Below are 25,543 nucleotides of genomic sequence, written 5' to 3'. Positions count from 1 at the left end.
TTATTTGACCGCTAATTCGCCAAGCAGTTTTTCTATTGTGTTAAATCGTTTGTCCGCAGAATCCATCTGCAAAGAGAAGCGGAGTCGGTCGGCGCCTTCCAGTTTATAGATTTGTGGTTGATTTTGAACCATTTTCACCAGCGTCAAAGGATTTACATTTGGCTCTGACGTAAAGTCCAGTCGACCACCTTTGTCGGCGGCATCGAGTTTTGCGATGCCAATCTGCTCGGCCTTAAGCTTCAGTTTAGTCAGTCGGAACAGATTTTGTGTGCTGGCCGGCAGCAGGCCAAAGCGATCAATCATCTCCACCTGCAGTTCTTTGAGTGAAGTTTCGCTCTTGGCATTGGCGATCCGCTTGTACATCATCAGGCGGTTATGGACATCCGGCAGGTAGTCGTCAGGGATCAGTGCGGCAATATGCAGGTTGATCTCCGGGCCATGTTTCAGTGGCTGGTCGAGGTTCGGGGTTTTGCCCTCTTTAATGGCTTCCACCGACTGTTCGAGCATCTCCATAAACAGTGTAAAGCCGACGGTTTGCATCTGGCCGCTCTGTTCTTCGCCCAGTAGCTCACCGGCACCGCGAATCTCCAGGTCATGAGTCGCCAGTGTAAAGCCTGCGCCTAGGTCGTGGGCGGCGCTGATCGCCTCAAGGCGCTTGCTGGCATCGCTGGTCATAGCTTTCTTGTGGGGTGTCATCAGGTAAGCATAAGCCTGATGGTGGGAGCGTCCCACCCGGCCGCGTAGCTGGTGCAGTTGTGCCAGCCCGAATTTATCAGCGCGGTCGATTATAATGGTGTTGGCATTTGGAACATCGATTCCGGTTTCGATGATAGTGGTGCAGACCAGCACATTATGGCGTTTATGATAGAAGTCTGACATTACCTGTTCCAGCTCGCGTTCCCGCATCTGGCCATGGCCTACGCCGATGCGGGCTTCCGGTACCAGGTTGGCAAGTTCAGCAGCCACTTTGTCGATCGTTTTGACTTCATTATGCAGGTAGTAGACCTGGCCGCCGCGGAGCAGTTCGCGCAGGATCGCTTCTTTGACGGTCGGATTGTCGTGCTGGCGTACGAAGGTTTTCACCGACAGGCGGCGGGCCGGTGGTGTGGCGATGATCGACAGGTCACGCATGCCGGACATCGCCATATTCAGGGTTCGTGGTATCGGCGTTGCCGTCATGGTCAGGATGTCGACCTCGGCGCGCAGGGATTTAAGGCGTTCTTTCTGCTGTACCCCGAAGCGGTGCTCTTCGTCGATGATCAGCAGGCCGAGATTGTTAAAGCTAATATCGCTTTGCAGTAACTTGTGGGTGCCGACCACGATATCGGCGTTACCACTCTCAAGCTTGCTGATAGTGCTGCTTTGCTGCTTGCCGCTGCGGAAGCGGGAGATCAGCTCGACGTTGACCGGCCAGTCGGCAAAGCGATCGCGGAAGTTTTCATAGTGTTGCTGGGCAAGCAGGGTGGTTGGCACCAGAATAGCGACCTGTTTGTTGCTCTGCACCGCAATAAAGGCAGCGCGCATCGCGACTTCAGTTTTACCGAAACCCACGTCACCACATACCAGTCTGTCCATTGGCTGGCTGGCAGTCATATCCCGGATAACGGCGTCGATCGCTGTGGCCTGGTCCGGAGTTTCTTCAAATGGGAAGTCGGCGGCAAACAGGCGGTAGTGATCATCCGGTTGTTCGAAGCGGAAGCCGCTCCGTGCTGCCCGGCGGGCATAGATATCGAGTAGTTCAGCGGCGGCATCGCGGGCTTTTTCGGCCGCCTTGCGTTTCGCTTTGGCCCAGTTTTCATTGCCCAGCTTATGCAGCGGAGCAGTTTCATCGCTGGCACCGCTATAGCGGCTGATCAGGTGCAGGCTGGCAACCGGGACGTAGAGCCTGGCGTTGCCGGCATACTCGAGCATCAGGAATTCATTGCTCTGGCCTTCAAGGTCGATGACCTCCAGGCCCAGATAGCGTCCGACACCATGGTCGATATGCACTACCGGTGCGCCGATCTCCAGTTCGCTGAGGTTTTTGACGACCTGGTCGGCGCTCTCCTGCTCCCTTGAGCGCCGCCGGCGCTGAAATACCTGGTGGCCGAAAAGCTGGGTTTCGGTGATCAGTCGCAGTTTGTCCGGGCTGTGTATACCGCGCTCGAGTGGCGCTACGGTAATGGCCAGCTCTGGCTGAGTATCGAGGAAGGTCTGCCAGCTTTTAGCTTCAGCCGGCTTGATGTCCGAGCGGCCCAGCAGTTCGAGCAGGGCTTCGCGCCGACCGGCTGATTCAGCACAGATAAGCGTCGGACAGTTGCTGTCACCGAGATAGTTTTTCAGCAGTGACAGGGGTTCGGCGGAGCGGGCGTCGACCGTCAGCTCCGGCGGCGGAGTGCAGGGCAGGTTATCGCAGCCGGCTGCCTGTTCCTGTGTGTCAGGTTGCATCACCAGGCGGCCGTGACGTTTCAGGCAGGAGAACAGCTCGTCAATCGGCAGGAACATCTGTCTGGGCTGCAGGATCGGATGCGTGATGTCATAGCGGCGCTGTTCATAGCGCTCCTCGACATCCTGCCAGAATCGTTTGCAGTGCTCTTCCAGTTGGCGGTCGACAATAATCTGGGTATTGCCCGGCAGGTAATCGAAAAGCGTGGCGCACTGATCGAAAAACAGCGGCAGGTAGTACTCGATACCCGGTGGCGAGATGCCGTCGCTGATATCCTGATAGGTCGGGCATTGACGGTAATCGACATCGAACTGGTCGCGCCAGCGTAGCTTGAAGCCACTGATGCTGCTTTTATCCAGCGGAAACTCCTTGGCCGGAAGTACCCTGATCTGATCTATCTTGTCGATCGAACGTTGACTGTCCGGGTCGAATGTGCGCAGCGTTTCCACTTCGTCATCAAACAGCTCTATGCGGTAGGGTAGCTCGCTGCCCATAGGGAAGATGTCGATGATGGCGCCGCGGATAGCGAATTCTCCGTGCTCCAGTACGGTGTCGACGGCGTGATAGCCGGCATCGCTCAGGCTGTCTCTGAGACGGTCTATATTAAGTGTCTGGCCAATATCGAGAATCAGGCTGTTGGCGGTCAGGAAGCTGGGCGGTGCGGTGCGGTGGAGGAGGGTGCTGAAAGGCAGCACCAGAATGCCCTGTTTGAGCTGGGGTAACTGGCTGAGTGTGGTGATCCGGTCCGAGACAATGTCCTGATGGGGGGAAAAATTATCATAGGGCAGGGTTTCCCAGTCCGGGAAGCGCAATATCTCCTGATCCCTGCCCGCAAAGAAACGGATCTCCTGATGCAGTCTTTCCGCCTCGTCGCTGTCGTTGGTAATCACCAGCGTCAGGCCGGAGAAACGCCGTGCAGCATCACTGGCCAGTAAGCCGCGTGCGGCGCCCTCTACCTGTCCGATCCGTTTAATATCGCCAGCGCCGCCAGGTAGCGGATACTCCAGTGTGATCACGCGCATCTCTCCAAAATAGAACCAATACGGTTATGCAAGGCGGCATAGTTTACCGCCTGAAATACGAAAACGCACCGCAGTCAGGGTTTCCTACCAAAAGACTATGACGGCTGATTTGCCGAAGGCAGTGGAAAAGGGGATAATGCGCCCAGCCAAAATTGAGCGTTGACAAATTTGGAGTTACCTGTGAGCCAAGAACAAGTTTTCGTCGACTGGAAAGCGCGCGAAGAAAAAGCAGAACAGATGGTGCCGATGATCGGTGGCCTCTACCGTGACCGTAATATCGAATCTTCTGTATTCGGTCGCCTGATCATGAAGCGTTCTGTGATTGATATCCTGAAAGCGCATCGCTTTGCCCGTCAGGTTGAAGGCGAAGAGCTATCTGTACTGGATACTTATCCAATCCTGGATACTGTAGCCAGCATGGATGTTAAAAATGTACATCTGGACGTTGGTAAGCTGGCGGTTAAATTCCGCAAAGAAGCAAACGGCCAGGATCTGGAAGCCTTCCTGCGTGAAGAACTGAAAGATGCTATCGGCAACGAAGACCGTCAGGGTACTGATGTTGTACTGTACGGCTTCGGTCGTATCGGACGTCTGCTGGCTCGCCTGCTGATCGAGCGCGCAGGTGGTGGTCAGGCACTGCGTCTGCGTGCCATCGTGGTACGTAAAGGTCGTGCTGACAACGATCTGGAAAAACGTGCCAGCCTGCTGCGTCGTGACTCCGTTCATGGTTCCTTTAAAGGCACCATTCAGGTTGATGAAGAGAACCAGGCGATCATCGCTAACGGCAACATGATCAAAGTGATCTTTGCTGACTCTCCTGACACTATCGACTACACCCAGTACGGTATCAGCAACGCAATCGTTGTTGATAACACCGGTAAATGGCGTGATGCTGATGGCCTGGCTCTGCACCTGCGTGCGACCGGCGTTTCCCGCGTTGTCCTGACGGCGCCGGGTAAAGGCATCAAGAACATCGTAATGGGTGTTAACGACAGCGATATCACTGATGAAGATCATATCCTGTCTGCTGCTTCCTGCACCACGAACGCTATCACTCCGGTGCTGAAAGCGCTGAGCGATAAGTTCGGTGTTGAGAACGGTCACGTCGAGACTGTTCATGCTTACACCAACGACCAGAACCTGATTGATAACTATCACAAAGGTGATCGTCGTGGCCGTGCGGCTGGCCTGAACATGGTTCTGACTGAAACCGGTGCTGCTAAAGCTGTCTCCAAGGCTCTGCCTGAAATGGAAGGCAAGCTGACTGGTAACGCTATTCGTGTTCCGACGCCAAACGTATCTATGGCGATCCTGAACCTGAACCTGAGCAGCGAAGCAACCAAAGAAGATCTGAACGACTACCTGCGTGACGCGGCGTTGCATTCTCCTCTGCAGAAGCAGATCGATTACAGCAACTCGCCTGAAGCGGTTTCCAGTGACTTCGTTGGTTCCCGTGCGGCGGGTGTTGTTGATTCCCTGGCGACAATTGCCAACGGCAAGCGTTGCGTACTGTACGTATGGTACGACAATGAATTCGGTTACAGCTGCCAGGTAATCCGCATGATTCAGAAAATGGCTAAGTGCACGCTGCCGGCATACCCGCTGGAAGGCTGATCGCGACTTAAGCTGAATGAAAACCACCCTGTCCGGGTGGTTTTTTTTGCTTAAAGTTTAATATTCCTTAAAGGAATAAGCATATTTAATAAAGTTCTATCGTGTTTGGTCACTAATTCAGCGGAAAGTTGCTGATTAAAAAAGGGGTTTGTAGAAAACAAGGTTTCCGCTCAGGTATACTTACTCGGATTTTTGGGTGGGGTTAATTACTGCAGACGTTAATGCTGTGTCGAGTTGCGGACCGGGGACAGTCGGGCTGGTCATGGTGTCTGGGTAAACCTAAAAAAATTAATCGTGATTGGGTGAGGCGTATGATCAAGATCAACAAGGGTCTGGATCTACCGATAACGGGCGCTCCGGAGCAGTCAGTAACTGCAACACCGGATGTCAGCACCGTCGCCGTGATTGGTCCTGACTACGTAGGTATGAAACCTACCATGGCCGTCAAGGTGGGAGACCGGGTAAAACTCGGTCAATTGATCTTTACCGATAAAAAAACTGAAGGTGTTAAGTTCACCGCGCCGGGTGCGGGTGTCGTCAAGGAGATAAACCGAGGCGAACGTCGCGTACTGCAGTCTGTTGTTATCGAGCTGGATGATAACGAAGAAGCGATCGAATTTAACAAATATGATGCCGCTGCCCTGGACGGGCTGAGCCGGGAACAGATTCAGGAGAATCTTGTTGAATCCGGTATGTGGACTGCGCTGCGTACGCGTCCATTCAGCCGTGTACCACAGCCGGGTAGTGCACCGCGTTCTGTATTCGTTACTGCAATCGATACAAATCCGCTGTGTGCAAATCCTGAAGTCTTCATTAATGAGCACGCTGAAGCGTTCGTTAATGGTCTTAAGCTGCTGGGTAGGCTGGCTGATAAAAATGTCTTCCTGTGCAAGGCTGCTGGTGCCAATGTGCCGACGACCGACGGTGTTACTGTCGAAGAGTTCGAAGGTAAGCACCCGGCAGGTAATGCCGGAACGCATATCCACTTCCTGGACCCTGCTTCTCAGCAAAAGGTCGCCTGGACCATCGGTTATCAGGATGTGATCGCATTTGGCTACCTGTTCACGACCGGTAAAGTATTTACCGATCGTGTAGTGGCGCTGGGCGGTCCTCGGGTTAAGAATCCAACCTTGTTGCGTACCCGTATCGGCGCAAACCTGGTGGATCTGGCCGAAGGTCGTCTGGAGGCGGGTAATAACCGCGTTATCAGCGGTTCCGTCTGGAATGGCCGCAAGGCAAACGGTCCTTTTGCATATCTGGGTCGTTATGCCAGTCAGGTTTCTGTGCTGCTTGAAGGCGATCAGCGTGAATTCATGGGCTGGGTTGTACCTGGTGCCGAGAAGTTCTCCGTACTGAATGTATTCAGCTCCTTCCTGAGTAAGGGCAAAAAATTCGACTTCACTACCACCACCAATGGTTCCGAGCGCGCCATGGTGCCGGTTGGTCAGTTTGAAGAGCTGATGCCGATGGATATCCTGCCAACTCAGTTGCTGCGTGCGCTGGTTACGGGCGATATCGTGTCTGCGATGCAGCTTGGCTGTCTTGAGCTGGACGAAGAAGACCTGGCGCTGTGTACCTTTGCCTGCCCGGGTAAGTATGAATATGGCCCAATCCTCCGCGATAACCTGACGCGTATCGAGAAGGAGACCTGATTCGATGAGCCTGAGAAACGTACTCGATAAAATGGAGCCGCACTTCCATAAGGGCGGTAAATACGAAAACTGGTATGCGCTGTATGAAGCGGCCGATACCATTTTCTATACTCCGGGTCATGTAACCAAGGCGGCTGCACACGTGCGTGATGCGGTTGACCTGAAGCGTATGATGATTCTGGTCTGGATGTGTACATTCCCGGCGATCTTCTTCGGTATGTACAATGTTGGTCTGCAGGCGAACACTGCAATGGCTTCTCTGGGTCTGACCGAAGCGTCTACCTGGCAGGGTGCTATTGCGGGTGCACTGACCAGCTTTGATCCTAACTCTCTATGGGACAACATCATTCACGGTGCTGCTTACTGGCTGCCGGTCTACATTGTTACCTTTGTAGTGGGTGGTTTCTGGGAAGTGCTGTTCGCGATGAAGCGTGGTCACGAGGTTAACGAAGGTTTCTTCGTAACGTCCGTGCTGTTCGCGCTGATTCTGCCGCCTACAGTTCCGCTGTGGCAGGTAGCCCTGGGTATCAGCTTTGGTGTGGTCATCGGTAAGGAAGTGTTTGGTGGTACAGGTAAGAACTTCCTGAACCCTGCGCTGACTGGCCGTGCATTCCTGTTCTTCGCGTATCCTGCGCAGATGTCCGGTGATGCGATCTGGACCGCTGTTGACGGCTTCTCCGGCGCGACGCCGCTGGGTCTGGCTGCTGCAGGTGGTGTTGATGCAATCCTGGCTCAGAACGTGACCTGGTTCGACGCTTTCGTCGGCACAATTCAGGGTTCTGTGGGTGAGGTATCGACACTGGCGATTGCGCTGGGTGGTGCCGTACTGCTGATTGCCAAGGTTGCTGCGTGGCGTATCGTTGCCGGTGTATTCCTGGGCATGGTGGCGACTTCCACTCTGTTCAATATTATCGGCTCTGACACCAATCCGATGTTTGGCCTGCCGTTCTACTGGCACTTGGTTCTGGGTGGTTTTGCCTTCGGTATGTTCTTTATGGCAACCGATCCGGTATCCGCTTCCATGACTAATAAAGGTAAGTGGTACTTCGGTGCTCTGATCGGTGTGATGGTGGTGCTTATCCGTGTGGTTAACCCGGCATTCCCTGAGGGTATGATGTTGGCGATCCTGTTCGCTAACCTGTTTGCACCGCTGATCGACAACTTTGTTGTGCAGGCAAATATCAAACGGAGGATGGCACGCGATGTCAGCTAATAACGACACTATCGGTAAAACCATTACCGTCACAGTTCTGCTGTGTGTGATCTGCTCCGTCGTAGTATCCGCTGCAGCAGTTCTGCTGAAGCCACAGCAGGTGGCGAACAAGGAGCTTGACCGTAAGTCCAACATCCTTGCGGCTGCTGGTATCGATTACCAGGGCAAGGATGTCAGTGAGCTGTTCGACAGCCAGATCACGACTAAGTACGTTGATCTGCGCTCCGGTAAGTACACGGCTGAAGTTCCGGCTAAGTACGACGCCCGTAAGGCCGCGAAGGACCCTCAGCAGGGCGTATCCCTGAGCAAGGAGATGGACATTGCGTCTATCAAGTATCAGGCCAAGATCATGCCTGTATACCTGGTTCAGCAGGGCGAGTCTGTTGATAAGGTGATCCTGCCTGTTCACGGTTACGGTCTCTGGTCTACCCTGTACGGCTTCCTGGCCTTGGAAGGTGACCTGAATACCGTTGTCGGCCTGGGTTTCTACTCCCATGCTGAAACTCCGGGTCTGGGTGGCGAAGTTGACAACCCATCCTGGAAGGCCTTGTGGCCTGGCAAGAAGGTGTATCAGGAAGGTTCTGTGGAGCCGGCTATCGGTCTGATCAAGGGATCTGTTGATCCTGCGGTACCGGGTGCCGAGCACCAGATCGACGGTCTGTCCGGTGCCACGCTGACCAGTGTCGGTGTGACTAATCTGGTGCAGTTCTGGATGGGTAAAAACGGCTATGCGCCGTTCCTGGCTAACCTGAAAGCAGGGGGGGCTTAATCCATGTCCGCTACTAAAGACATTCTGGTAAACCCAATTGCCAAGAACAACCCGATCGCTTTGCAGATTCTGGGTGTATGTTCGGCACTGGCGGTTACCTCCAACCTGAACACAGCGTTGGTTATGACGTTGGCGGTAATGGCGGTAACGGCATTCTCCAACCTGTTCGTATCCCTGATCCGTAACCACATTCCAAGCAATATCCGTATCATCTGTCAGATGACGATTATTGCCTCTCTGGTAATCGTGGTTGACCAGATCCTGAAGGCGTACGCTTACGATGTATCTAAGCAGCTGTCGGTATTCGTCGGCCTGATCATCACCAACTGTATCGTTATGGGTCGTGCAGAAGCGTTTGCAATGCAAAACCCGCCAGGAGTCAGCTTCTTTGATGGCCTGGGTAACGGTCTGGGTTACGGTGCGGTCCTGTTGTTCGTCGGCTTCTTCCGTGAGCTGTTCGGCGCAGGTAGCCTGTTTGGTGTTGAAATCCTGCCGCTGATCACAAATGGCGGCTGGTACCAGCCAAACGGTCTGCTGCTGTTGCCACCGAGCGCATTCTTCCTGATCGGTATGTTCATCTGGATCATCCGTACCTGGGATAAGTCTCAGGTCGAGAAACCAGAGTTTGAGCTGGCTTCTAACTCCAAGAAGGAGGCTGCGTAAGCTATGGAACAGTATATCAGTCTTGCTGTTAAGGCGATTTTCGTAGAGAACATGGCGCTGGCCTTCTTCCTGGGGATGTGTACATTCCTGGCGATCTCCAAGAAGGTACAGACAGCCCTGGGTCTGGGTATTGCCGTTATCGTTGTTCTGGCGATCACTACGCCGGTAAACAACCTGATCTTCAACCACCTGCTGCGTGAAGGCGCACTGGCGTGGGCCGGTTACCCGGATGTGGATCTGAGCTTCCTGGGCTATATCTCATACATCGGCGTTATCGCGGCGATCGTACAGATCCTGGAAATGTTCCTCGATAAGTACGTTCCTGCACTGTACAACGCACTGGGCGTATTCCTGCCGCTGATCACCGTAAACTGCGCCATTATGGGTGCTGCTCTGTTCATGGTAGAGCGTGACTACACCTTCGGTGAGTCTGTGGTTTATGGTGTTGGCGCTGGTGTTGGCTGGGCTCTGGCTATCACTGCGCTGGCGGGTATCCGTGAAAAACTGAAATACAGCGACGTACCTGCGGGTCTGCGTGGCCTGGGCATTACCTTCGTTACTGTTGGTCTGATGTCCCTGGGCTTCATGTCATTCTCCGGTGTACAGCTGTAACAGCAGTTGCGCGATAACAAGAAGGATGGAACAAGCCAATGAATGCTGAAATCATTCTCGGTGTTGTTATGTTTACCGTGGTGGTGCTTGCACTGGTCGCGGTAATCCTGGCAGCCCGTTCAAAACTGGTAAGCTCCGGTGATGTTCATATCAACATCAATGACGATCCGGAGAAAAGCGTTACTGTGCCGGCAGGTGGTAAGCTGCTGCAGACGCTGGCAGGCGCGGGTATCTTCGTACCTTCCGCTTGTGGTGGTGGTGGTACCTGTGCACAGTGTAAGTGTCAGGTGCTGGATGGCGGTGGCTCTATGCTGCCGACTGAAGAGTCTCACTTCACTATGCGTGAAGCAAAAGACGGCTGGCGCCTGTCTTGTCAGGTTGCTGTAAAGCAGGATATGACAGTCGAGCTGGAAGAAGAGATCTTTGGTGTTAAGAAGTGGGAGTGTACGGTTGAGTCTAACCCGAACGTTGCTACTTTCATCAAGGAGCTGACTCTGCGTCTGCCTGAAGGCGAGAACGTAGACTTCCGTGCTGGCGGTTATGTGCAGCTGGAAGCGCCACCGCATGTTGCGGACTACAAGGATTTCGATATCCAGGAAGAGTACCGCGAAGACTGGGATCGCTTTAACGTTTGGGACAATGTTTCCAAGGTTGATGAGACCGTAATCCGTGCGTACTCCATGGCGAACTACCCTGAAGAGCGTGGTGTTGTTAAATTCAACATCCGTATCGCTTCTCCGCCTCCGGGCAGCCAGGGTATTCCGCCGGGTAAGATGTCCTCCTATGTCTTCGGCCTGAAGCCGGGTGACAAGATCACTGTATACGGACCGTTTGGTGAGTTCTTCGCTAAAGAAACTGACAATGAGATGGTATTCATTGGTGGTGGTGCAGGTATGGCGCCAATGCGCTCCCATATCTTTGACCAGCTGAAGCGTCTGAATTCCAAGCGTAAGATCTCGTTCTGGTACGGTGCCCGCTCTATGCGCGAGGCATTCTACGGTGAAGAGTACGACCAGCTACAGGCTGAAAACCCTAACTTCCAGTGGCATCTGGCATTGTCAGACCCGCAGCCGGAAGATAACTGGGATGGCATGACGGGCTTTATCCACAATGTACTGTATGAAAACTATCTGAAGGAGCATGAAGCGCCTGAGGACTGCGAGTACTACATGTGTGGGCCTCCAATGATGAATGCTGCTGTGATCCAGATGTTGCTGGATCTGGGCGTTGAGCGTGAGAATATCTTCCTCGACGACTTTGGTGGCTAATCACTGATGACTGCCCTAATCAAGCAGTATATGAAGTGGCCGGCAGCTCTGCTGCTGGCCGCTTTTTTTATTGTCGCCTGCCAGCAGGCGCCTAAAGCCCGGGTAGAGGTCTATAACGGCTTTACCATGGGCACGACCTTCAGTGTTAAGTGGGTGGCTGAGAAGCCGGAAACCAAAGCTGAAACAGGTCAAAAGATCACGCAAATACTGGCTCAGGTTAACGCCAGTATGTCTACCTATATTCCCGACTCTGAACTCTCTTTGCTGAACGCTTCGGTCTCTACCGACTATCAGGATCTGTCTGCCGGACTGGCGGAGGTTCTGGCTATGGCACAGCAAATCAGTGAGCGTTCAGGCGGTGCATTTGATGTTACCGTCGGGCCGCTGGTGAACCTCTGGGGCTTCGGTCCTGATGGGCGTGTCATCAAAGCACCGGAGTCTGCAGAGATTGAGCGGCAGCGCCGTCGAATCGGATTTGATAAGCTTGAACTGGATACTGAATCGCAGCGGATCAGAAAGCTGACGCCATCGCTCTATATCGATCTGTCCGCCATCGCGAAAGGCTATGGTGTGGATAAGGTCGCAGAGTTACTGGAGGAGAATGGCTTTTCTTCTTATCTGGTGGAGATAGGTGGCGAGCTGCGGGCCAGGGGTGTCAAACCGGACGGGAGCAGCTGGAAGGTGGCCATTGAAAGTCCGGTTGATGGCGAACGTGCAATTCAGCGCGTTATCGAGGTCGATAATATCGGTATAGCTACCTCTGGCGATTACCGAAACTATTTCGAAGAGAATGGGATTCGCTTTTCCCATACAATAGATCCCCACACCGGTGTGCCGGTATCCCATAAGCTGGCGTCGGTTACGGTGTTGGCACCAAGCTGTGCCGAGGCAGATGCGACGGCGACGGCTATCTCAGTGCTTGGTCCTGAAAAGGGATATAAACATGCCGTGGATCATGGTGTGGAAGCGCTTTTTATTACCAAATCCGGACAGGGCTTTAAAGAGTCCATGACTCCGGGGTTTGAAAAATACCTGCTTAAGTGAGGTGGTTGAAATGGAAGTGATGGTTCTGACTTTCATCGTACTGGGTTTGATTATCGTCGGTATGTCCGTCGGTGTGTTAATGGGGCGCAAGCCCATTGCAGGCTCTTGTGGCGGTATGGCTGCACTGGGTATGGATACAGCCTGTGATATCTGTAAGGGCGATAAGGAAGTCTGTGATGATTATCAGGAGCAGCAGGCTAACTCGGCCGACCGTTCCGCAAAGGATGATCTCGCCTACGAAGTTAAGTCCTGAGGCCGGTTGCGGCTAAAGGCTTATTGAAGCGGTATTGCTTGCAGGAGTAGCTTCTGCTGAAGCGGAAATATAACGGATAGTAATATCCGGGAGTGTTATTTCGGCTGGCCGGATGGTTGCCGGGGCGACACTCTTTATAAAAACTGATAGGGGAATGAGATGGCTGTATATGACTATGACGTCATTGTAATTGGATCAGGGCCTGCCGGTGAAGGGGCTGCGATGAGTGCGGCTAAAAAAGGCCGTCGTGTCGCGGTTATCGAGGAGCAGGATCTGGTGGGGGGTAACTGTACTCACAAGGGTACTATTCCCTCGAAGGCTCTGCGTCACTCGGTTAAGCAGATCATCGAATTCAACACCAACCCGATGTTCCGTGAAATCGGCGAGCCGCGCTGGTTCTCTTTCCCTAAGGTGCTGACCCGGGCCGAGAAAGTTATCTCCAGTCAGGTTGTACTGCGTACCAATTTCTACGCCCGTAATCGCGTTGATGTCTTCTTTGGCAGTGCCGAGTTTGAAGATAATAACACCGTGCTGGTGCGGGGTACCGCAAAGGGTGATGAGACCCTGCGGGCCAGAAATATCATCATTGCAACGGGTTCCCGTCCTTACTGCCCGCCTGATATCGACTTCAAGCATCCGCGAATCTATAACTCCGACACGATTCTGAAGCTGAGTCATACGCCACGTACGCTGATTATTTATGGGGCGGGTGTTATCGGGTGTGAATACGCGTCGATATTCAGTGGCCTGGGCGTTAAGGTCGATCTGATCGACAACCGCGACCGCCTGCTTTCCTTCCTGGATGGTGAGATCTCTGATGCGCTCAGCTATCATCTGCGCAACAACTCAGTGAAGATCCGTCACAACGAAGAGTACGAAATCGTTGAAGGCGATGGTGCTGGCGTGATTCTGACCCTGAAGTCCGGTAAGAGAATCCGCGCGGATGCGTTCCTCTGGTGTAACGGGCGTACTGGTAACACTGATGGCCTCGGCCTTGAGAAGATTGGTCTTGAGGCCAACGGGCGTGGTCAGCTGGAAGTCGACGAGCATTACCGCACCGGACGCGAAGGTATCTATGCTGCCGGTGATGTGATGGGCTGGCCGAGCCTGGCATCTGCGGCGCTGGATCAGGGGCGTGCAGCGGCTGCAGACCTGCTGGATGCCGAGGATTTCCGCTTTATCAATGAGGTGCCGACAGGTATCTATACCATTCCGGAGATCAGCTCCATCGGTAAGACTGAGGAAGAGCTGACCCGTGAGCGGGTGCCTTATGAGGTTGGTCAGGCGTTCTTTAAGGATACCGCCCGTGCGCAGATCTCCGGCGAGCCGGTAGGTATGCTGAAAGTGCTGTTTCATCGCGAAACGCTGGAGATTCTGGGGATTCATTGCTTTGGCGACCAGGCTTCGGAGATCATCCACATCGGTCAGGCAATTATGCGCCAGGAAGGTGAGGCAAATACGATTAAGTACTTTATTAACACGACCTTCAACTATCCGACGATGGCGGAGGCCTATCGTGTTGCTGCGATTGCAGGCTTGAATCGTATCGCTAACCTCTGATTGTTAGCTGATTAAAAAAACCGGCACAGATCAGATCTGTGCCGGTTTTTTTGCGACGAGCGTATCTGGCGTTACTTGGCGGAATCCTGACTGCCTCTCTTGCCGGAATTAGCGGGGTTTTCGCCATAGTAGGAATCTTCATAGTAGATCCCCTTTATATCCAGCTTGCGTTCAAACCAGCGTACGTAGAGCTTCCAGCAAAAGAAGCCCGGGGTCATCATTATCATAATCCCCACCATCAGGGCTGAGCCGGTATATTGCTCAGGCGCCAGTGCCACGGCCCAGTTCAGGAAGCCGCTCTCCTTGCCAAGATAAAACCAGAGTACAAGGCCGATAAAGCCAGCCCCTGTTGCGATATGGTGTAGCAGTGTGTTGTTTTTTTCCTGCATCGGACTCTCAAAGGTATCGGTGAATTCTCAAACTGGTCAGGAACGGAGTCGGGTCCAGCTTACTGTCCATGCGGGTGACTCGCTGTCTCTCCGTCGGTGGCGTCAGTGACGGATCGTTATGATCCGGAAAATTCTGCTCCTTGTCTATCGGGAACAGCAATGGCAGGGAGCAGTTGCGGGCTTTGCGGATGGTTTCGGTCTCAGTTTTCCAGACAATGTTGGCCCGCATTACCGGAGCCAGTTGTTGTACCTGGGCCAGTTGCTCGTTGCTGGGCAGGGAAGCCAGTGCAGCGAGCTGGCGCTGGATATGAGGCTGGCGGCTGTCTAGCTGCAGTAGCATTTGTTCCGCGTCGGCAATGGACACCTTCCGGATGCTGCGGCCGCTGCAATACCAGTTAAAGCCAACATGGTCGGGGCAGCTTTGCAGCACCGGAATATCGCGATAGCACTGTTTCAGGTGAATGCGCGCGAGGCCTTGATGCTGCAGATGCTCGGATAGCTGGGCTGCCCGGTTGTGCAGCTCGTCAGGCAAGGCGGAAGGGCTGGTCAGGGTACGGTAAGCCTGTACTGCGCGCTGCAGCTGATGCTTGGCTGCATTGACCTTATGGGCCTGGCGAAGAGTATGTTCGCTGGCCGCAACAAGGCCGTGCAAGGAGCGGGTGGCGCGTCCGTCTCCCTCTTCCTGATACCATATATCGCTGTATATGTTGGCAATGATGCTGCGTGGATTGTCCGCAGCGTCGGGGACCCAGGCAGGAAGTGGGTCGTTGAGAATTCCGGCACTGAGCTGGCGGAGGCTGTCTACCAGGGCCTCAAACCGCTCAAGAATCAGTGCTCCCGCCTTGGTTTCACTCATCTGCGAGGGCGTGAAGCTCTATCTGACGGGCATGTGTCTGGGCGGCAAAAACCTGGCGCGCGAGGATTTGGCGGCAGTTCTCCGGCAGGGAGACAAACTCCAGGCCGACATTGAACTTTCCGTTATCCAGCGGAATGATGCGACAGACTTTGGCATACAGCAGCAGACCGATGCATGATTCCTGGAAAATCAGTTTGACCGCGACATGCTTATCCATATCCAGCGCCACTTCATTTTCGAACATCAAGCCGCCCTCAGACAGATTGACCTCCTGAGTGGATACCTGGTCTACCTCAAAACCGCTTGAGGCGACCGTTTTGGCAATAGTCTCGATCTTGCTGTGCAATATATGCAGGAAGGCGGCTACATTCGCATCACGTTCTGCAATCTTACGCAGCAACGAATGGCTCTCCTGATCCAGCTCCTGAAGCTGGCTCAGCAGGGTGAAGTAAGGTGAAACTTCAAACTGGGCGGGTCGGGGATTGTCAGCAATCTCCTCCTCAGTGACCGGTTTGAGTTCGATAGACACCTTTTGTTCGATACGAAAATATTTTCGGCGATCCTGTTCCTGCATTAGGCTTATCCTGGAATTAATTGGCCGGAGCTAACCGTTTGAGTATACATAAGATTGCTTTGAATTTGTTAGAGAAATCAGGCTGTGTATGCTTTAATGCGCGGCATGTTCAGACCATTATCGCTATTTATCGGGCTGCGTTATACCGCGGCAAAACGCAGTAATCATTTCATCTCCTTTATATCTCTGGCGTCGATGCTTGGGCTTATGCTGGGGGTTGCGGCTTTGATCGTGGTGTTGTCCGTGATGAACGGCTTCGACCGTGAGCTCAAGCAGCGGATTCTGGGTATGGTTTCCCACGCCACCATCAGTGAGTATGGTCGTCCAATGGACAACTGGCAGGATGTTCAGACGCAACTGAGTGCGCATCCCGCTGTCACTGGTACCGCTCCCTATATTCAGGCGCAGGGCATGTTGACGGCAAATGGCGCTGTCCGGGGCGCGCTTATATATGGGGTAGACCCGGCTCAGGAAGCCAGGGTCTCTATCCTTGCCAGGCATATGAAGAAAGGCCAGCTGGATGACCTTGATCATCAGCGTTTCGGTATTGTTTTGGGCGACCTTCTGGCCCGTTATCTGGGAGTTCAGCCTGGTGATAAGGTCACCATGGTGCTGCCGGAGGCGTCAATCAGTGTGGCGGGCGTAGTTCCGCGCCTGAAGCGATTTACCGTCACCGGTATTTTTGAAGTCGGAGCCGAGCTCGATGCCAACCTGGCTTATATCAGCCTTAATGACGCAGCCAGGATAAAGCGTCTCGGTGATAAGGTTGATGGGATCCGCCTGCAGTTTGATAATCTGTTCGAAGCTCCACAGAACGCCCGTGATATCGCCAGTGAACTGCCCGGTTTTTACCGCGCCAGTGACTGGACCCGCACTCATGGCAACCTGTTCCAGGCGATTCAGCTGGAAAAGCGGATGATTGGTCTGTTGTTGTTTCTGATCGTGCTGGTCGCGGCATTTAATATCGTCTCTACCCTGGTCATGGTGGTAACCGATAAAAAAGCGGATGTGGCTATTCTGCGTACGCTGGGTGCAACGCCGGGGCGGGTGATGCGTATCTTCATGGTTCAGGGATCGGTTATCGGTATTGTAGGCACGCTGCTGGGAGGTGCTCTGGGCGTCACCCTGGCGCTTACAGTGTCGGATCTGGTGGCCTGGGTCGAGCGGGTACTTGGTTTCAAATTCCTCAGCGCAGATGTCTATTTCATCAGTTATCTTCCCTCTCAGCTGCAGTGGGATGATGTAACCGTTATCTGCGGTTCAGCAATGGTTATGAGCTTTATGGCAACGATTTACCCTGCCTGGCGTGCGGCGAAAACTCATCCGGCGGAGGCGCTGCGTTATGAGTAAATCGATCCTTTCCGCGAAGGCGGTAGCGAAGGTTTATAGGGAGGCCGGACAGGAAGTTGCGGTGCTGCGTGATGTCTCGCTGGAACTGGCGGTTGGAGAGCGGATCGCCATTGTAGGTTCATCCGGTTCGGGTAAGAGTACCCTGCTGAATATGCTGGGGGGGCTGGATCTGCCCTCATCGGGTACTATCCGGGTAGCCGATCAGGATCTGCATACCCAGTCTGAAAAGGCGCGATCACGATTGCGTAACCGCGAGCTGGGTTTCGTCTACCAGTTTCATCATCTGCTGCCTGAGTTTACCGCACTGGAAAATGTGGCAATGCCGTTGCTGCTGCGTGGTGATCGCCGCAATGTTGCTACCGATGCTGCATTAGAGATATTGGCCGCGGTGGGGCTAGAACACCGGACTAGTCATAAACCGGCGCAGCTGTCAGGTGGTGAAAGACAGCGCGTGGCGATTGCGCGTGCCCTGGTCGGGCAGCCGTCCTGTGTCTTGATGGATGAGCCTACGGGGAACCTGGACAGAAAGACGGCAGAGGATATTCAGGCCCTGATCGAGCGTCTCAATAATGAGCTGCAAACGGCATTCATCATAGTGACGCATGATATGGAGTTGGCGCATCGGACGGGCAGGGTGCTTGAGCTGGTTGATGGCGAGTTGCTACAGCGCTGAAGGCCTGACAGGCTATGCGGCTATCATGACTGGCCGTTAGCCGGGTTATGAGGGCTGTGTAAGATGGCGTCTGGCCCGGACTACTTGTAGCGGCGTTCTTTGCGGAGAACATGGCGTTGACGCCAGCTGCGACCTACATGCCAGATCCAGAACCAGTTAATACCCAGATAGAACAAAAAGCCGAATATCAGGCCACAGAGTACAGATCCGAATAGCAGTGGCCACCAGATGACGGAGATACTGGATGACAGCCACTCCATAGACAGTTCAAAGGCAACAGGGCCGTTCGGAGATCCGAGAATTGCATCGCCTATCAGATAGGTGCAGTAAAATATCGGGGGCATGGTCACCGGGTTGGTCAGCCAGACCAGCCCGATCGAGATGGCCAGGTTGCTGCGAACAGCCAGTGCCAGCACGGCGGCAACCAGCATCTGCAACGGTATCGGCAGGAACGCACAGAACAAACCAACGAAGAATGCCCGTGATACGGATTTCCGGGTGAGATGCCAAAGATTCGGGTCGTGAAGATACGCCCCCAGCCAGCTGAGGTGCCGGTTTGCTTTCAGACTTTCCTCGTCTGGCATGTACTTCTTGATCAGTTTGCGCGGCATCTCGGTCGCAGTCATCGGCAGCTAGTAATGGGCGTATTATGCACGGATGCTATAGGTAAGCCAACCAATGAGATCACGGATGATCGCCTGTTCGGCCGGTATCACAACGATGGTGCTGCTGCCCGTTTTACCGCCTCTGCAGTGGCTTTGTGCCGGCATTATCATTCCTTTCTGTTTGCATCGCTTAAAGCTCGTCGGGGCTTTTGTTTTTGGTGCCTGTTGGGCACTGGTCTGGGCACATTGGCAGCTCGACCACAGGCTTCCAATACCGGGGCGCTCCGACTGGGTGATCAGCGGTGTGGTAACGGCGATCGCCGACAGGTCTGATGGGCGGGTCAGGTTCGACCTTGTGCCAGAGAAAAGTGCAGCGCTTAGCGATGCTGCGGTTGAGATGGCATCACCGCAGCTAAGGAAGATCAGGGTAAGCTGGTACTCACCGACTCAGGCGCTTAGCGTAGGCGACTTTCTCCAGGCAGAGATCAGGCTTAAGCCTCCTCATGGCCTCAGTAATCCCGAAGCATTTGACTATGAATTGTGGTTACTGCAGCAGGGGATCGATGCAACCGGCTACATACGCCGGCTTGATCAATATAGCCCGGGAGCGCACGAGGGGGCTTTCGTCAGAGAGCGGCTTGAGCGCTGGCAACTGGAGCGTTATGGCTCTGATGCCTCGGGCCTTGTTCAGGCTCTGACACTGGGGCTGCGAAACGCGATTGATGATCAGCAATGGCTGATGTTGCGTGCCAGCGGCACTGTGCACCTGGCGGTGATTAGCGGGCTGCATATTGGTTTTATTGCCTTGTCGGTGTTCTGGCTTTGCAGGCGTGTTCCTGCCTGGCTCGGCTTTAACCTGGGGCGTGCACTGCCTGTCTGGCTTTCAGTCGCTATCGCTGCTGGCTATGTACTGCTGGCAGGTGCCGGCCTGCCGGTTATCCGTGCCTTTATAATGATCGCTGTATTCCTGATTGCCGAACTGCGGCTATGGCGTTTGTCTGCATGGGCTCGCTGGTGGGCGGCTCTTGTGGTCGTGTTGCTTTATATGCCGTTGTCTCCTTATATGCCAGGCTTCTGGCTGTCTTTTGGTGCCGTGGCAATACTGATCTGGATCTCGGCATTGAGGCTCAAGGGGGTGCTGCGAATTCAGTGGTGTCTGTTTATCGGCATGGCGCCCTTGCTGGCCTATCTGTTTGCGGCTGTATCCTGGGTGGCTCCGCTGGTTAATCTGATTGCGATCCCCTATGTTGCGCTGTTGCTGGCAATAGCGATAGCCGATCATTTCTTGTCGGTGCTGGGACTGGATCTGCTGCAGCAGGCTGTCATCGTGATGGTGGATTTTTTCTGGTTGGGACAGCAGTGGATAGCCGGATTTTCTCACGGCTATACGCCGGTTTCGGCCGTGTCATTGACTGCATTGTTACTCGCCCTTGGCGGAAGCTGGATCGCCTTGCAGCCCCGTGGATTCCCGATGCGCTATCTGCTGTTGTTACTGTGGTTGCCCTGGTTATCGGGGGAGCGCCAGGATTCTGATCAGGCCCGATTCAGTGCCTGGGTGTTCGATGTTGGCCAGGGCAGTGCGATTCTGGTTGAGGCCGGTAACTACCGCCTGCTCTATGATACCGGCGCCGCTTACCGCTCCGGAGGCAATGCGGCTGAGCGTGCTGTTTTACCCTATCTGGATAGCCGCGGAAGCGGTCGACTCGATGATCTGATACTGAGCCATGACGATATTGATCATGTCGGCGGTGCGCAGCTAATTATCGATCGCTATAACCCGCGGCGTATCCTCACCGGAGGTGAGCGCTTCCTTACAGATCCCCGAGCTCGGGCCTGCGTTGAAGGACAGCAGTGGCAGGCGGGCGGGGTGAAGTTTGAGATGCTGGCTGGTAGCCGTGGGATAAAAGACAATGACCGATCCTGCGTATTGCTGGTGAGTGATGGTCGTTGCTCGTTGCTATTGCCGGGAGATATTGGACGGAAAGCTGAGGCAGCGCTTCCCCTTTCGCCGTCTTCGTTAAGCTGGCTGATCGCCTCCCACCATGGCAGTGACAGCTCAACCTCCAGAACATTCCTGAATAAGTGGCAACCGGGGACCGTTATTTACAGTGCCGGATACGCGAGTCGTTTCGGTCATCCCGCTGTGGCCGTTGTCGAGCGGGTGAGTGACACAGGCGCTCGGCAGATCAATACGGCCGATGCCGGGGCCGTGCGGTTGGTATCGGCGCCAGAGGGGTGTTTGGCCGATGGTCAGCGTAATCTAAAGCGTCGCTTCTGGTCTGCATTACCACAGTCTGACCGTGGGCAGGCAAGATGATGTAAGTATTGTCCGCCGTCAGCTGTGGTTGATATAGCGCAGAGGCCGGTGATTATCGGTGGCTACTCGCACTGGCGGTGCTGTGATAGAGTAGCCAGCAACTTAAGGGAGGCAGTAATACGGTGTTTGAGCTAATTAAATCGGGTGGTTGGCTGATGGTGCCGATCATCGCCTGTTCGGTAATTGCTCTGGCCATATGCATGGAGCGTTTATGGGTGCTGAGGGCATCTCGGGTGGCTCCCCGTGGGCTGCTGGCCGAGGTCTGGGGCAAGATCTGCGGTGAGAAAGTTGATCAGAATTATCTGGCGCAGGTGCGAGAAAGCAGTCCTTTGGGGAAAATTATCGTCGCCGGGCTGGATAACGCCTCTCACGGCCGGGAGATCATGAAAGAGAGTATTCAGGAAGCGGCCGGTCAGGTAGTTCATGATCTGGAGCGCTTCCTCAATCCTCTGGGTACGATCGCGGCGGTTACCCCTTTGCTGGGCTTGCTGGGTACGGTAATCGGGATGATCGAGGTTTTCTCTGAGATCATGATCCAGGGCACGGGTAATGCCGGTGTGTTGGCCGGCGGTATCTCTCAGGCATTGATTACGACAGCATCTGGCTTATCTATTGCCATTCCGGCGCTGATCTTCCATCGCTTCTTTCAGCGTCGTATCGAATCGCTGATCGTTGCCATGGAGCAGGATGCGGTGAAGCTGGTTGAGGTGATGCATGGTGAGCGGGAAGTGGACTATTAACGGAGACCGGTCTTGAAGTTTCGTCGTCAGAAGCAGGAAGAGGTTTCCGTTAATCTCACGCCACTTATCGATGTTGTTTTTCTACTGCTGATATTTTTTATGGTTTCCACTACCTTCAGCCGGGAAACACAGCTGCAGATCGATCTGCCGGAAGCTGACTCGGCGCAGCAAAGTGCCGATAAGCCCCGGGTGATTGAGATCGTCATCACCTCTGATGGGCTGATGAGTGTGAACGGGGAGGCGCTGGTTAACAGTCAGGCCGATACCCTGGGGCGGGCGCTGAAAAAAGTAGCCGGTAAGGAGCGTGACAATCCCCTGACCATTACCGCAGATGCCAGTACACCCCATCAGTCAGTGGTAACTGCGATGGAGGTTGCCGGTAATCTTGGTTTCAGTAAGCTGAGTATTACGACTCAGGAGCGCGCTCAATAGATGCAATGGTTAGAAAAGCGCTGGTATTCAGACCGCTCGGCTCCCTGTTGGCTGCTGCCGCTGGAGCGGCTCTACCGTTACCTGGCCGAACGGCGTAAGCAGGCCTACCTTAGCGGGAAAAAACAGAGCTGGAAGGCGCCGGTTCCGGTGCTGGTGGTGGGTAATATTTCCGTCGGTGGTACCGGCAAGACTCCGTTAACCTTATGGCTGGTTCAGTGGCTGCGGGGTCAGGGGTATTCCCCGGGAATTGTCAGCCGCGGCTATGGGGCCAGCCCGCCGGGCTATCCTTATGAGGTAACGGCGGCCAGTCCTGCCCCTGAAGCCGGGGATGAGCCGCTGATGATGGTGCAGCGCACCGGTTGCCCGTTGGTCATTGATCCGGACAGGCCTGCCGCAGTGCGTTACCTGCTGCAGCATCATGCCTGTGATCTGATCATCAGTGATGATGGATTACAGCACTATGCCCTGGGGCGGGATATCGAAATTGCGGTGATCGATGGCGAACGCGGGCTTGGGAACGGCCGCTGTATGCCCGCCGGGCCATTGCGAGAACCTGAAACGCGATTGCACAGTGTTGACCTGGTTATACAGAATGGCGGCGACCCGGGGCGTTTTGCTCCCTATCGTTTTAATCTGGTCCCCGAGTCCCTGCATGCTCCGGATCGCAGTAAAAGCATGCCGTTGGCTGATCTGGCGGGAGGTCGGATTCATGCGGTTGCCGGTATCGGGCATCCGCAACGTTTTTTTAATACCCTGCGCACGGCAGGTCTTGAAGTGATTGAGCATGCTTTTCCTGATCATCACCCGTTTACGATGTCGGATCTTGCGTTCGGTGATCGGCTGCCGGTGGTGATGACGGAAAAAGATGCGGTTAAAGTTTCGTCCGGCGCTTACGATAATGTCTGGTTTCTTGAGGTGGAAGCTCTGCCTGACCCGGCATTTTCGGATGCGCTGGCGACTAAGTTGAATTGTATTGCGAAATAGCAGGCGGAAATCGAACGATGGATAAGAAACTCCTGGAAATACTGGTATGTCCGGTCTCAAAAGCGCCTCTGGAGCTGAACGAAGAGACCAATGAGCTGATCTGCCGTGCTAGCGGCCTGGCTTATCCTATCCGGGATGATATTCCGGTGATGCTGGAATCAGAGGCAAGGACGCTGACAGCAGAAGAACGCGAACGCAAATAAAGCGGAGTCTGATATGAGCTTTAGTGTCATTATTCCTGCCCGCTTTGCGTCGACCCGCTTTCCGGGCAAGCCGCTGGCTGACCTGGCCGGCAAGCCGATGGTTCAGCATGTATATGAAAAAGCCTGCCAGAGTGAAGCGGCGCGGGTTATCGTTGCGACTGATGATCAGCGTATTGCCGATGTAGCCAATAGCTTTGGGGCCGAGGTTTGTATGACCTCCGCTGACCACCCGTCCGGCACCGACCGGTTGCAGGAGGTGGTTGCAAGCCTGGGTTTCTATGCTGACGATATCGTTGTCAATGTGCAGGGGGATGAGCCTCTTGTGCCGCCTCGGCTGATTAATCAGGTGGCGCATAATCTGCAGGCAGAGCTTGATGCCAGCATAGCGACCCTGAGCGAGCCGATCGAAGAGATTGAGGCGCTGCTGAATCCGAACGTCGTGAAGGTAGTGAGTGACCAGCGCGGGATGGCAATGTACTTCAGCCGAGCGCCGATGCCCTGGCCTCGTGACCAGTTCGCGACCGGTGAGGGGCGTGATCAGATGCCTCAGGGGTTTGACTGGCAGCGTCATATCGGTATCTACGCCTATCGGGTTAAGCTGCTGAATGACTTCGTAAAGTGGCCGCCGGCTCCGCTGGAGCAGACCGAATGTCTCGAGCAGCTCAGGGCTATGTGGAACGGCGCCCGGATTCATGTGGCTGAAGCTGATGAGCAGCCGCCGGCAGGTGTCGATACGCCGGAGGATCTGGAACGCATCCGCGCCTACCTGGAGGCTGCCGGATGAGTTCGGTGCTTTTTGTATGCTTGGGAAATATCTGCCGTTCGCCGACGGCGCACGGTGTCTTTCAGGCTTTGGTTGAACGACAAGGCCTGCGGGATCAGATCCGGGTAGATTCCGCCGGCACTGGTGCCTGGCACGCAGGAGAATCACCTGACAGCCGCGCCACACAGGCGGCGGCCCGGCGTGGGTATGATCTCAGCCAGCAGGTGGCGCGACAGGTTGTTGCTGCCGATTTCGACCAGTTTGACTATATCCTGGCGATGGATCAGGCCAACCTTGCTCATCTACGGCAGATGAAGCCTGAAGCTTATAGTGGTTATCTGGGATTGTTCCTCGATTTTGCTGATTGCTCTGAATCTGAAGTGCCAGATCCTTACTATGGTGGGGGGCAGGGATTCGAGCAGGTGCTTGACCTGGTCGAGTCGGCTTCTGAAGGATTGCTTGATGCGATTCGGCGCGGGGGCCGTTGATGGGGCTGAAGATCAGTTCTGGAGTAAATCTTCGGGAAAGTAATAGTTTTGGCTTCTGTGCCGTAGCGGAACGCTATGCGATCGCGTCTGATCAGACTGAACTGCAGCAACTATCCCAACGGGCGCAGGATAATAACTGGCCGCTGCTGGTATTGGGTGGCGGCAGTAATCTGATACTGCAACCGCAGGTGCCCGGGCTGGTGATTCAGCTTGGCAATCGCGGCTGGTCGCTGCTGGAAACGGAGCAGGATCATGTCTTGATTGAAGTGGCTGGCGGTGAAAGCTGGCATGGCTTTGTGGCTGAAATGGCCCGCAATGGCTATTACGGGTTGGAAAACCTGGCACTCATTCCGGGCTCAGTCGGAGCCGCACCGGTGCAGAATATCGGGGCTTACGGTGTCGAGTTGGCAGATCGACTGGTCGAACTGCGGGTGCTTGACCGGCAGAGCGGCAGTTTTATCAGCCTGTCCTGTGCGGATTGCGGCTTTGGCTATCGGGACAGTATTTTTAAGTCGGTAGTGCCCGGGCGTTACATAATCTGGAGTCTGCGCTTCAGGCTGGACCGGGATTTTACGCCGCAACTGCAGTATCGGGCTCTGGCTGATGCCATCAGCCACTCGGATCACAGTGTTTCGGCGGAGCAGGTGATTACCGCTGAACGGGTATTTGATGCGGTGGTGTCTGTGCGCTCTTCCAAGCTTCCTGATCCTGCCGAAGTCGGCAATGCCGGCAGTTTCTTTGAAAATCCGGTAGTCGATCAGCAGAGTTTCTCCGAGCTTAAGCGCAGGTTTCCAGACCTGGTGGCCTTTGAAGACAGGCCGGGTTATATGAAGCTGGCGGCTGGCTGGTTGATCGATCAGGCTGGCTGGAAGGGTTATCGCTGCGGTCATGCCGGTATTGGTGTCTATGAGAAGCAGGCGCTGGTGTTGGTTAATCGCGGGGGTGGGGATGCTGTTCAGCTGGCTGAGCTGGCGGATAGGATCAAAGCTTCGGTCAGGGAGCGCTTTGGTGTGGAGCTGCGTCAGGAGCCTCGAATCTATCCGGCTGACTTGCCTGGGTAGAGGGCAGATGGAA

At 54.5% G+C, this 25,543-nt stretch carries 25 protein-coding genes; 20 read left to right on the top strand and 5 right to left on the bottom strand.

Annotation, left to right across the window (positions count from 1 at the left end; translation table 11 throughout):
• Complete coding sequence (mfd, locus tag Q354_RS0107145) at positions 1 to 3,447, bottom strand: transcription-repair coupling factor (protein ID WP_027857007.1); 3,447 nt, start codon at positions 3,445 to 3,447, stop codon at positions 1 to 3.
• 180 nt (positions 3,448 to 3,627) lie between these two features.
• On the opposite strand from mfd, the gene Q354_RS0107140 reads away from it, so the two are divergent.
• The 10 genes from Q354_RS0107140 to sthA all read left to right on the top strand — a co-directional run bounded on the left by Q354_RS0107140 (position 3,628) and on the right by sthA (position 14,095).
• A complete protein-coding gene (locus Q354_RS0107140; protein ID WP_027857006.1) occupies positions 3,628 to 5,061 on the top strand; it encodes a glyceraldehyde-3-phosphate dehydrogenase in 1,434 nt (477 codons plus the stop codon).
• 311 nt (positions 5,062 to 5,372) lie between these two features.
• Positions 5,373 to 6,713 (top strand): Na(+)-translocating NADH-quinone reductase subunit A, encoded by a 1,341-nt coding sequence (locus tag Q354_RS0107135; RefSeq protein ID WP_027857005.1) that lies wholly within the window; start codon positions 5,373 to 5,375, stop codon positions 6,711 to 6,713.
• Between the two features lie 4 nt (positions 6,714 to 6,717).
• On the top strand, positions 6,718 to 7,926 hold the full coding sequence (locus Q354_RS0107130; protein ID WP_027857004.1) for an NADH:ubiquinone reductase (Na(+)-transporting) subunit B: 1,209 nt from the start codon (positions 6,718 to 6,720) through the stop codon (positions 7,924 to 7,926).
• Positions 7,916 to 8,695 carry a Na(+)-translocating NADH-quinone reductase subunit C gene (locus tag Q354_RS0107125; RefSeq protein WP_027857003.1) on the top strand — a complete coding sequence of 260 codons (780 nt, stop codon included), beginning with the start codon at positions 7,916 to 7,918 and terminating at the stop codon, positions 8,693 to 8,695. Before Q354_RS0107130 ends, Q354_RS0107125 begins: the two co-directional genes overlap by 11 nt.
• 3 nt (positions 8,696 to 8,698) lie before the next feature.
• A complete protein-coding gene (locus Q354_RS0107120) occupies positions 8,699 to 9,358 on the top strand; it encodes an NADH:ubiquinone reductase (Na(+)-transporting) subunit D (RefSeq protein ID WP_027857002.1) in 660 nt (219 codons plus the stop codon).
• Between the two features lie 3 nt (positions 9,359 to 9,361).
• Positions 9,362 to 9,970, top strand: coding sequence for an NADH:ubiquinone reductase (Na(+)-transporting) subunit E (nqrE, locus tag Q354_RS0107115; RefSeq protein WP_027857001.1), 609 nt, complete (start codon positions 9,362 to 9,364; stop codon positions 9,968 to 9,970).
• Between the two features lie 38 nt (positions 9,971 to 10,008).
• Entirely contained in the window at positions 10,009 to 11,238 is a 1,230-nt protein-coding gene (gene nqrF / locus Q354_RS0107110; RefSeq protein WP_027857000.1) for an NADH:ubiquinone reductase (Na(+)-transporting) subunit F, read from the top strand.
• 6 nt (positions 11,239 to 11,244) lie between these two features.
• Positions 11,245 to 12,282, top strand: coding sequence for an FAD:protein FMN transferase (locus Q354_RS0107105; protein ID WP_027856999.1), 1,038 nt, complete (start codon positions 11,245 to 11,247; stop codon positions 12,280 to 12,282).
• 10 nt (positions 12,283 to 12,292) lie between these two features.
• A complete protein-coding gene (gene nqrM / locus Q354_RS0107100) occupies positions 12,293 to 12,535 on the top strand; it encodes a (Na+)-NQR maturation NqrM (protein ID WP_027856998.1) in 243 nt (80 codons plus the stop codon).
• A gap of 159 nt (positions 12,536 to 12,694) precedes the next feature.
• Positions 12,695 to 14,095 carry a Si-specific NAD(P)(+) transhydrogenase gene (sthA, locus tag Q354_RS0107095; RefSeq protein ID WP_027856997.1) on the top strand — a complete coding sequence of 467 codons (1,401 nt, stop codon included), beginning with the start codon at positions 12,695 to 12,697 and terminating at the stop codon, positions 14,093 to 14,095.
• Positions 14,096 to 14,166: 71 nt separating this feature from the next.
• Here sthA and Q354_RS24925 read toward each other — a convergent pair whose 3' ends face one another.
• Genes Q354_RS24925 through Q354_RS0107080 form a run of 3 tightly spaced genes read right to left on the bottom strand, consistent with a single transcriptional unit; the run spans position 14,167 to position 15,914 of the window.
• Positions 14,167 to 14,484 (bottom strand): hypothetical protein, encoded by a 318-nt coding sequence (locus Q354_RS24925; protein ID WP_036228870.1) that lies wholly within the window; start codon positions 14,482 to 14,484, stop codon positions 14,167 to 14,169.
• Positions 14,485 to 14,491: 7 nt separating this feature from the next.
• A complete protein-coding gene (locus tag Q354_RS0107085) occupies positions 14,492 to 15,340 on the bottom strand; it encodes a hypothetical protein (protein WP_027856996.1) in 849 nt (282 codons plus the stop codon).
• Entirely contained in the window at positions 15,333 to 15,914 is a 582-nt protein-coding gene (locus Q354_RS0107080) for a PilZ domain-containing protein (protein WP_027856995.1), read from the bottom strand. Before Q354_RS0107080 ends, Q354_RS0107085 begins: the two co-directional genes overlap by 8 nt.
• A 105-nt stretch (positions 15,915 to 16,019) precedes the next feature.
• On the opposite strand from Q354_RS0107080, the gene Q354_RS0107075 reads away from it, so the two are divergent.
• Both Q354_RS0107075 and Q354_RS0107070 read left to right on the top strand, forming a co-directional pair.
• Positions 16,020 to 17,264 (top strand): lipoprotein-releasing ABC transporter permease subunit, encoded by a 1,245-nt coding sequence (locus Q354_RS0107075; protein ID WP_027856994.1) that lies wholly within the window; start codon positions 16,020 to 16,022, stop codon positions 17,262 to 17,264.
• The gene (locus tag Q354_RS0107070; RefSeq protein ID WP_027856993.1) at positions 17,257 to 17,937 is read left to right on the top strand and encodes an ABC transporter ATP-binding protein; all 681 of its coding nucleotides are present in this window, start codon (positions 17,257 to 17,259) and stop codon (positions 17,935 to 17,937) included. The genes Q354_RS0107075 and Q354_RS0107070 overlap by 8 nt, the downstream gene beginning before the upstream one ends.
• 80 nt (positions 17,938 to 18,017) lie before the next feature.
• Here Q354_RS0107070 and Q354_RS0107065 read toward each other — a convergent pair whose 3' ends face one another.
• Positions 18,018 to 18,548, bottom strand: a complete 531-nt coding sequence (locus tag Q354_RS0107065; protein WP_027856992.1) for a DUF2062 domain-containing protein — start codon at positions 18,546 to 18,548, stop codon at positions 18,018 to 18,020.
• A gap of 79 nt (positions 18,549 to 18,627) precedes the next feature.
• Here Q354_RS0107065 and Q354_RS0107060 point away from each other — a divergent pair, with 79 nt between their 5' ends.
• The 8 genes from Q354_RS0107060 (at position 18,628) to murB (ending at position 25,530) form a co-directional block, all read left to right on the top strand.
• Entirely contained in the window at positions 18,628 to 20,859 is a 2,232-nt protein-coding gene (locus Q354_RS0107060) for a DNA internalization-related competence protein ComEC/Rec2 (protein ID WP_027856991.1), read from the top strand.
• Positions 20,860 to 20,981: 122 nt separating this feature from the next.
• A complete protein-coding gene (locus Q354_RS0107055; RefSeq protein ID WP_027856990.1) occupies positions 20,982 to 21,599 on the top strand; it encodes a MotA/TolQ/ExbB proton channel family protein in 618 nt (205 codons plus the stop codon).
• A 12-nt stretch (positions 21,600 to 21,611) separates the two neighbouring features.
• Positions 21,612 to 22,031, top strand: coding sequence for an ExbD/TolR family protein (locus tag Q354_RS0107050; RefSeq protein WP_027856989.1), 420 nt, complete (start codon positions 21,612 to 21,614; stop codon positions 22,029 to 22,031).
• Positions 22,032 to 23,015 carry a tetraacyldisaccharide 4'-kinase gene (lpxK, locus tag Q354_RS0107045; protein WP_027856988.1) on the top strand — a complete coding sequence of 328 codons (984 nt, stop codon included), beginning with the start codon at positions 22,032 to 22,034 and terminating at the stop codon, positions 23,013 to 23,015.
• 17 nt (positions 23,016 to 23,032) lie between these two features.
• Positions 23,033 to 23,218 (top strand): Trm112 family protein, encoded by a 186-nt coding sequence (locus Q354_RS0107040; protein WP_027856987.1) that lies wholly within the window; start codon positions 23,033 to 23,035, stop codon positions 23,216 to 23,218.
• A gap of 13 nt (positions 23,219 to 23,231) precedes the next feature.
• Complete coding sequence (gene kdsB / locus Q354_RS0107035) at positions 23,232 to 24,002, top strand: 3-deoxy-manno-octulosonate cytidylyltransferase (RefSeq protein ID WP_027856986.1); 771 nt, start codon at positions 23,232 to 23,234, stop codon at positions 24,000 to 24,002.
• Positions 23,999 to 24,469, top strand: a complete 471-nt coding sequence (locus tag Q354_RS0107030) for a low molecular weight protein-tyrosine-phosphatase (protein ID WP_027856985.1) — start codon at positions 23,999 to 24,001, stop codon at positions 24,467 to 24,469. The genes kdsB and Q354_RS0107030 overlap by 4 nt, the downstream gene beginning before the upstream one ends.
• Positions 24,469 to 25,530 (top strand): UDP-N-acetylmuramate dehydrogenase, encoded by a 1,062-nt coding sequence (murB, locus tag Q354_RS0107025; RefSeq protein ID WP_027856984.1) that lies wholly within the window; start codon positions 24,469 to 24,471, stop codon positions 25,528 to 25,530. The genes Q354_RS0107030 and murB overlap by 1 nt, the downstream gene beginning before the upstream one ends.
• Positions 25,531 to 25,543: the final 13 nt, after the last annotated feature.

The organism is Marinobacterium jannaschii DSM 6295 (assembly GCF_000620085.1).
Lineage (GTDB): Bacteria > Pseudomonadota > Gammaproteobacteria > Pseudomonadales > Balneatricaceae > Pontibacterium > Pontibacterium jannaschii.
The sequence above is the reverse complement of the archived record's forward strand: the minus strand, read 5'-3'. Positions and strand labels throughout refer to the sequence as shown.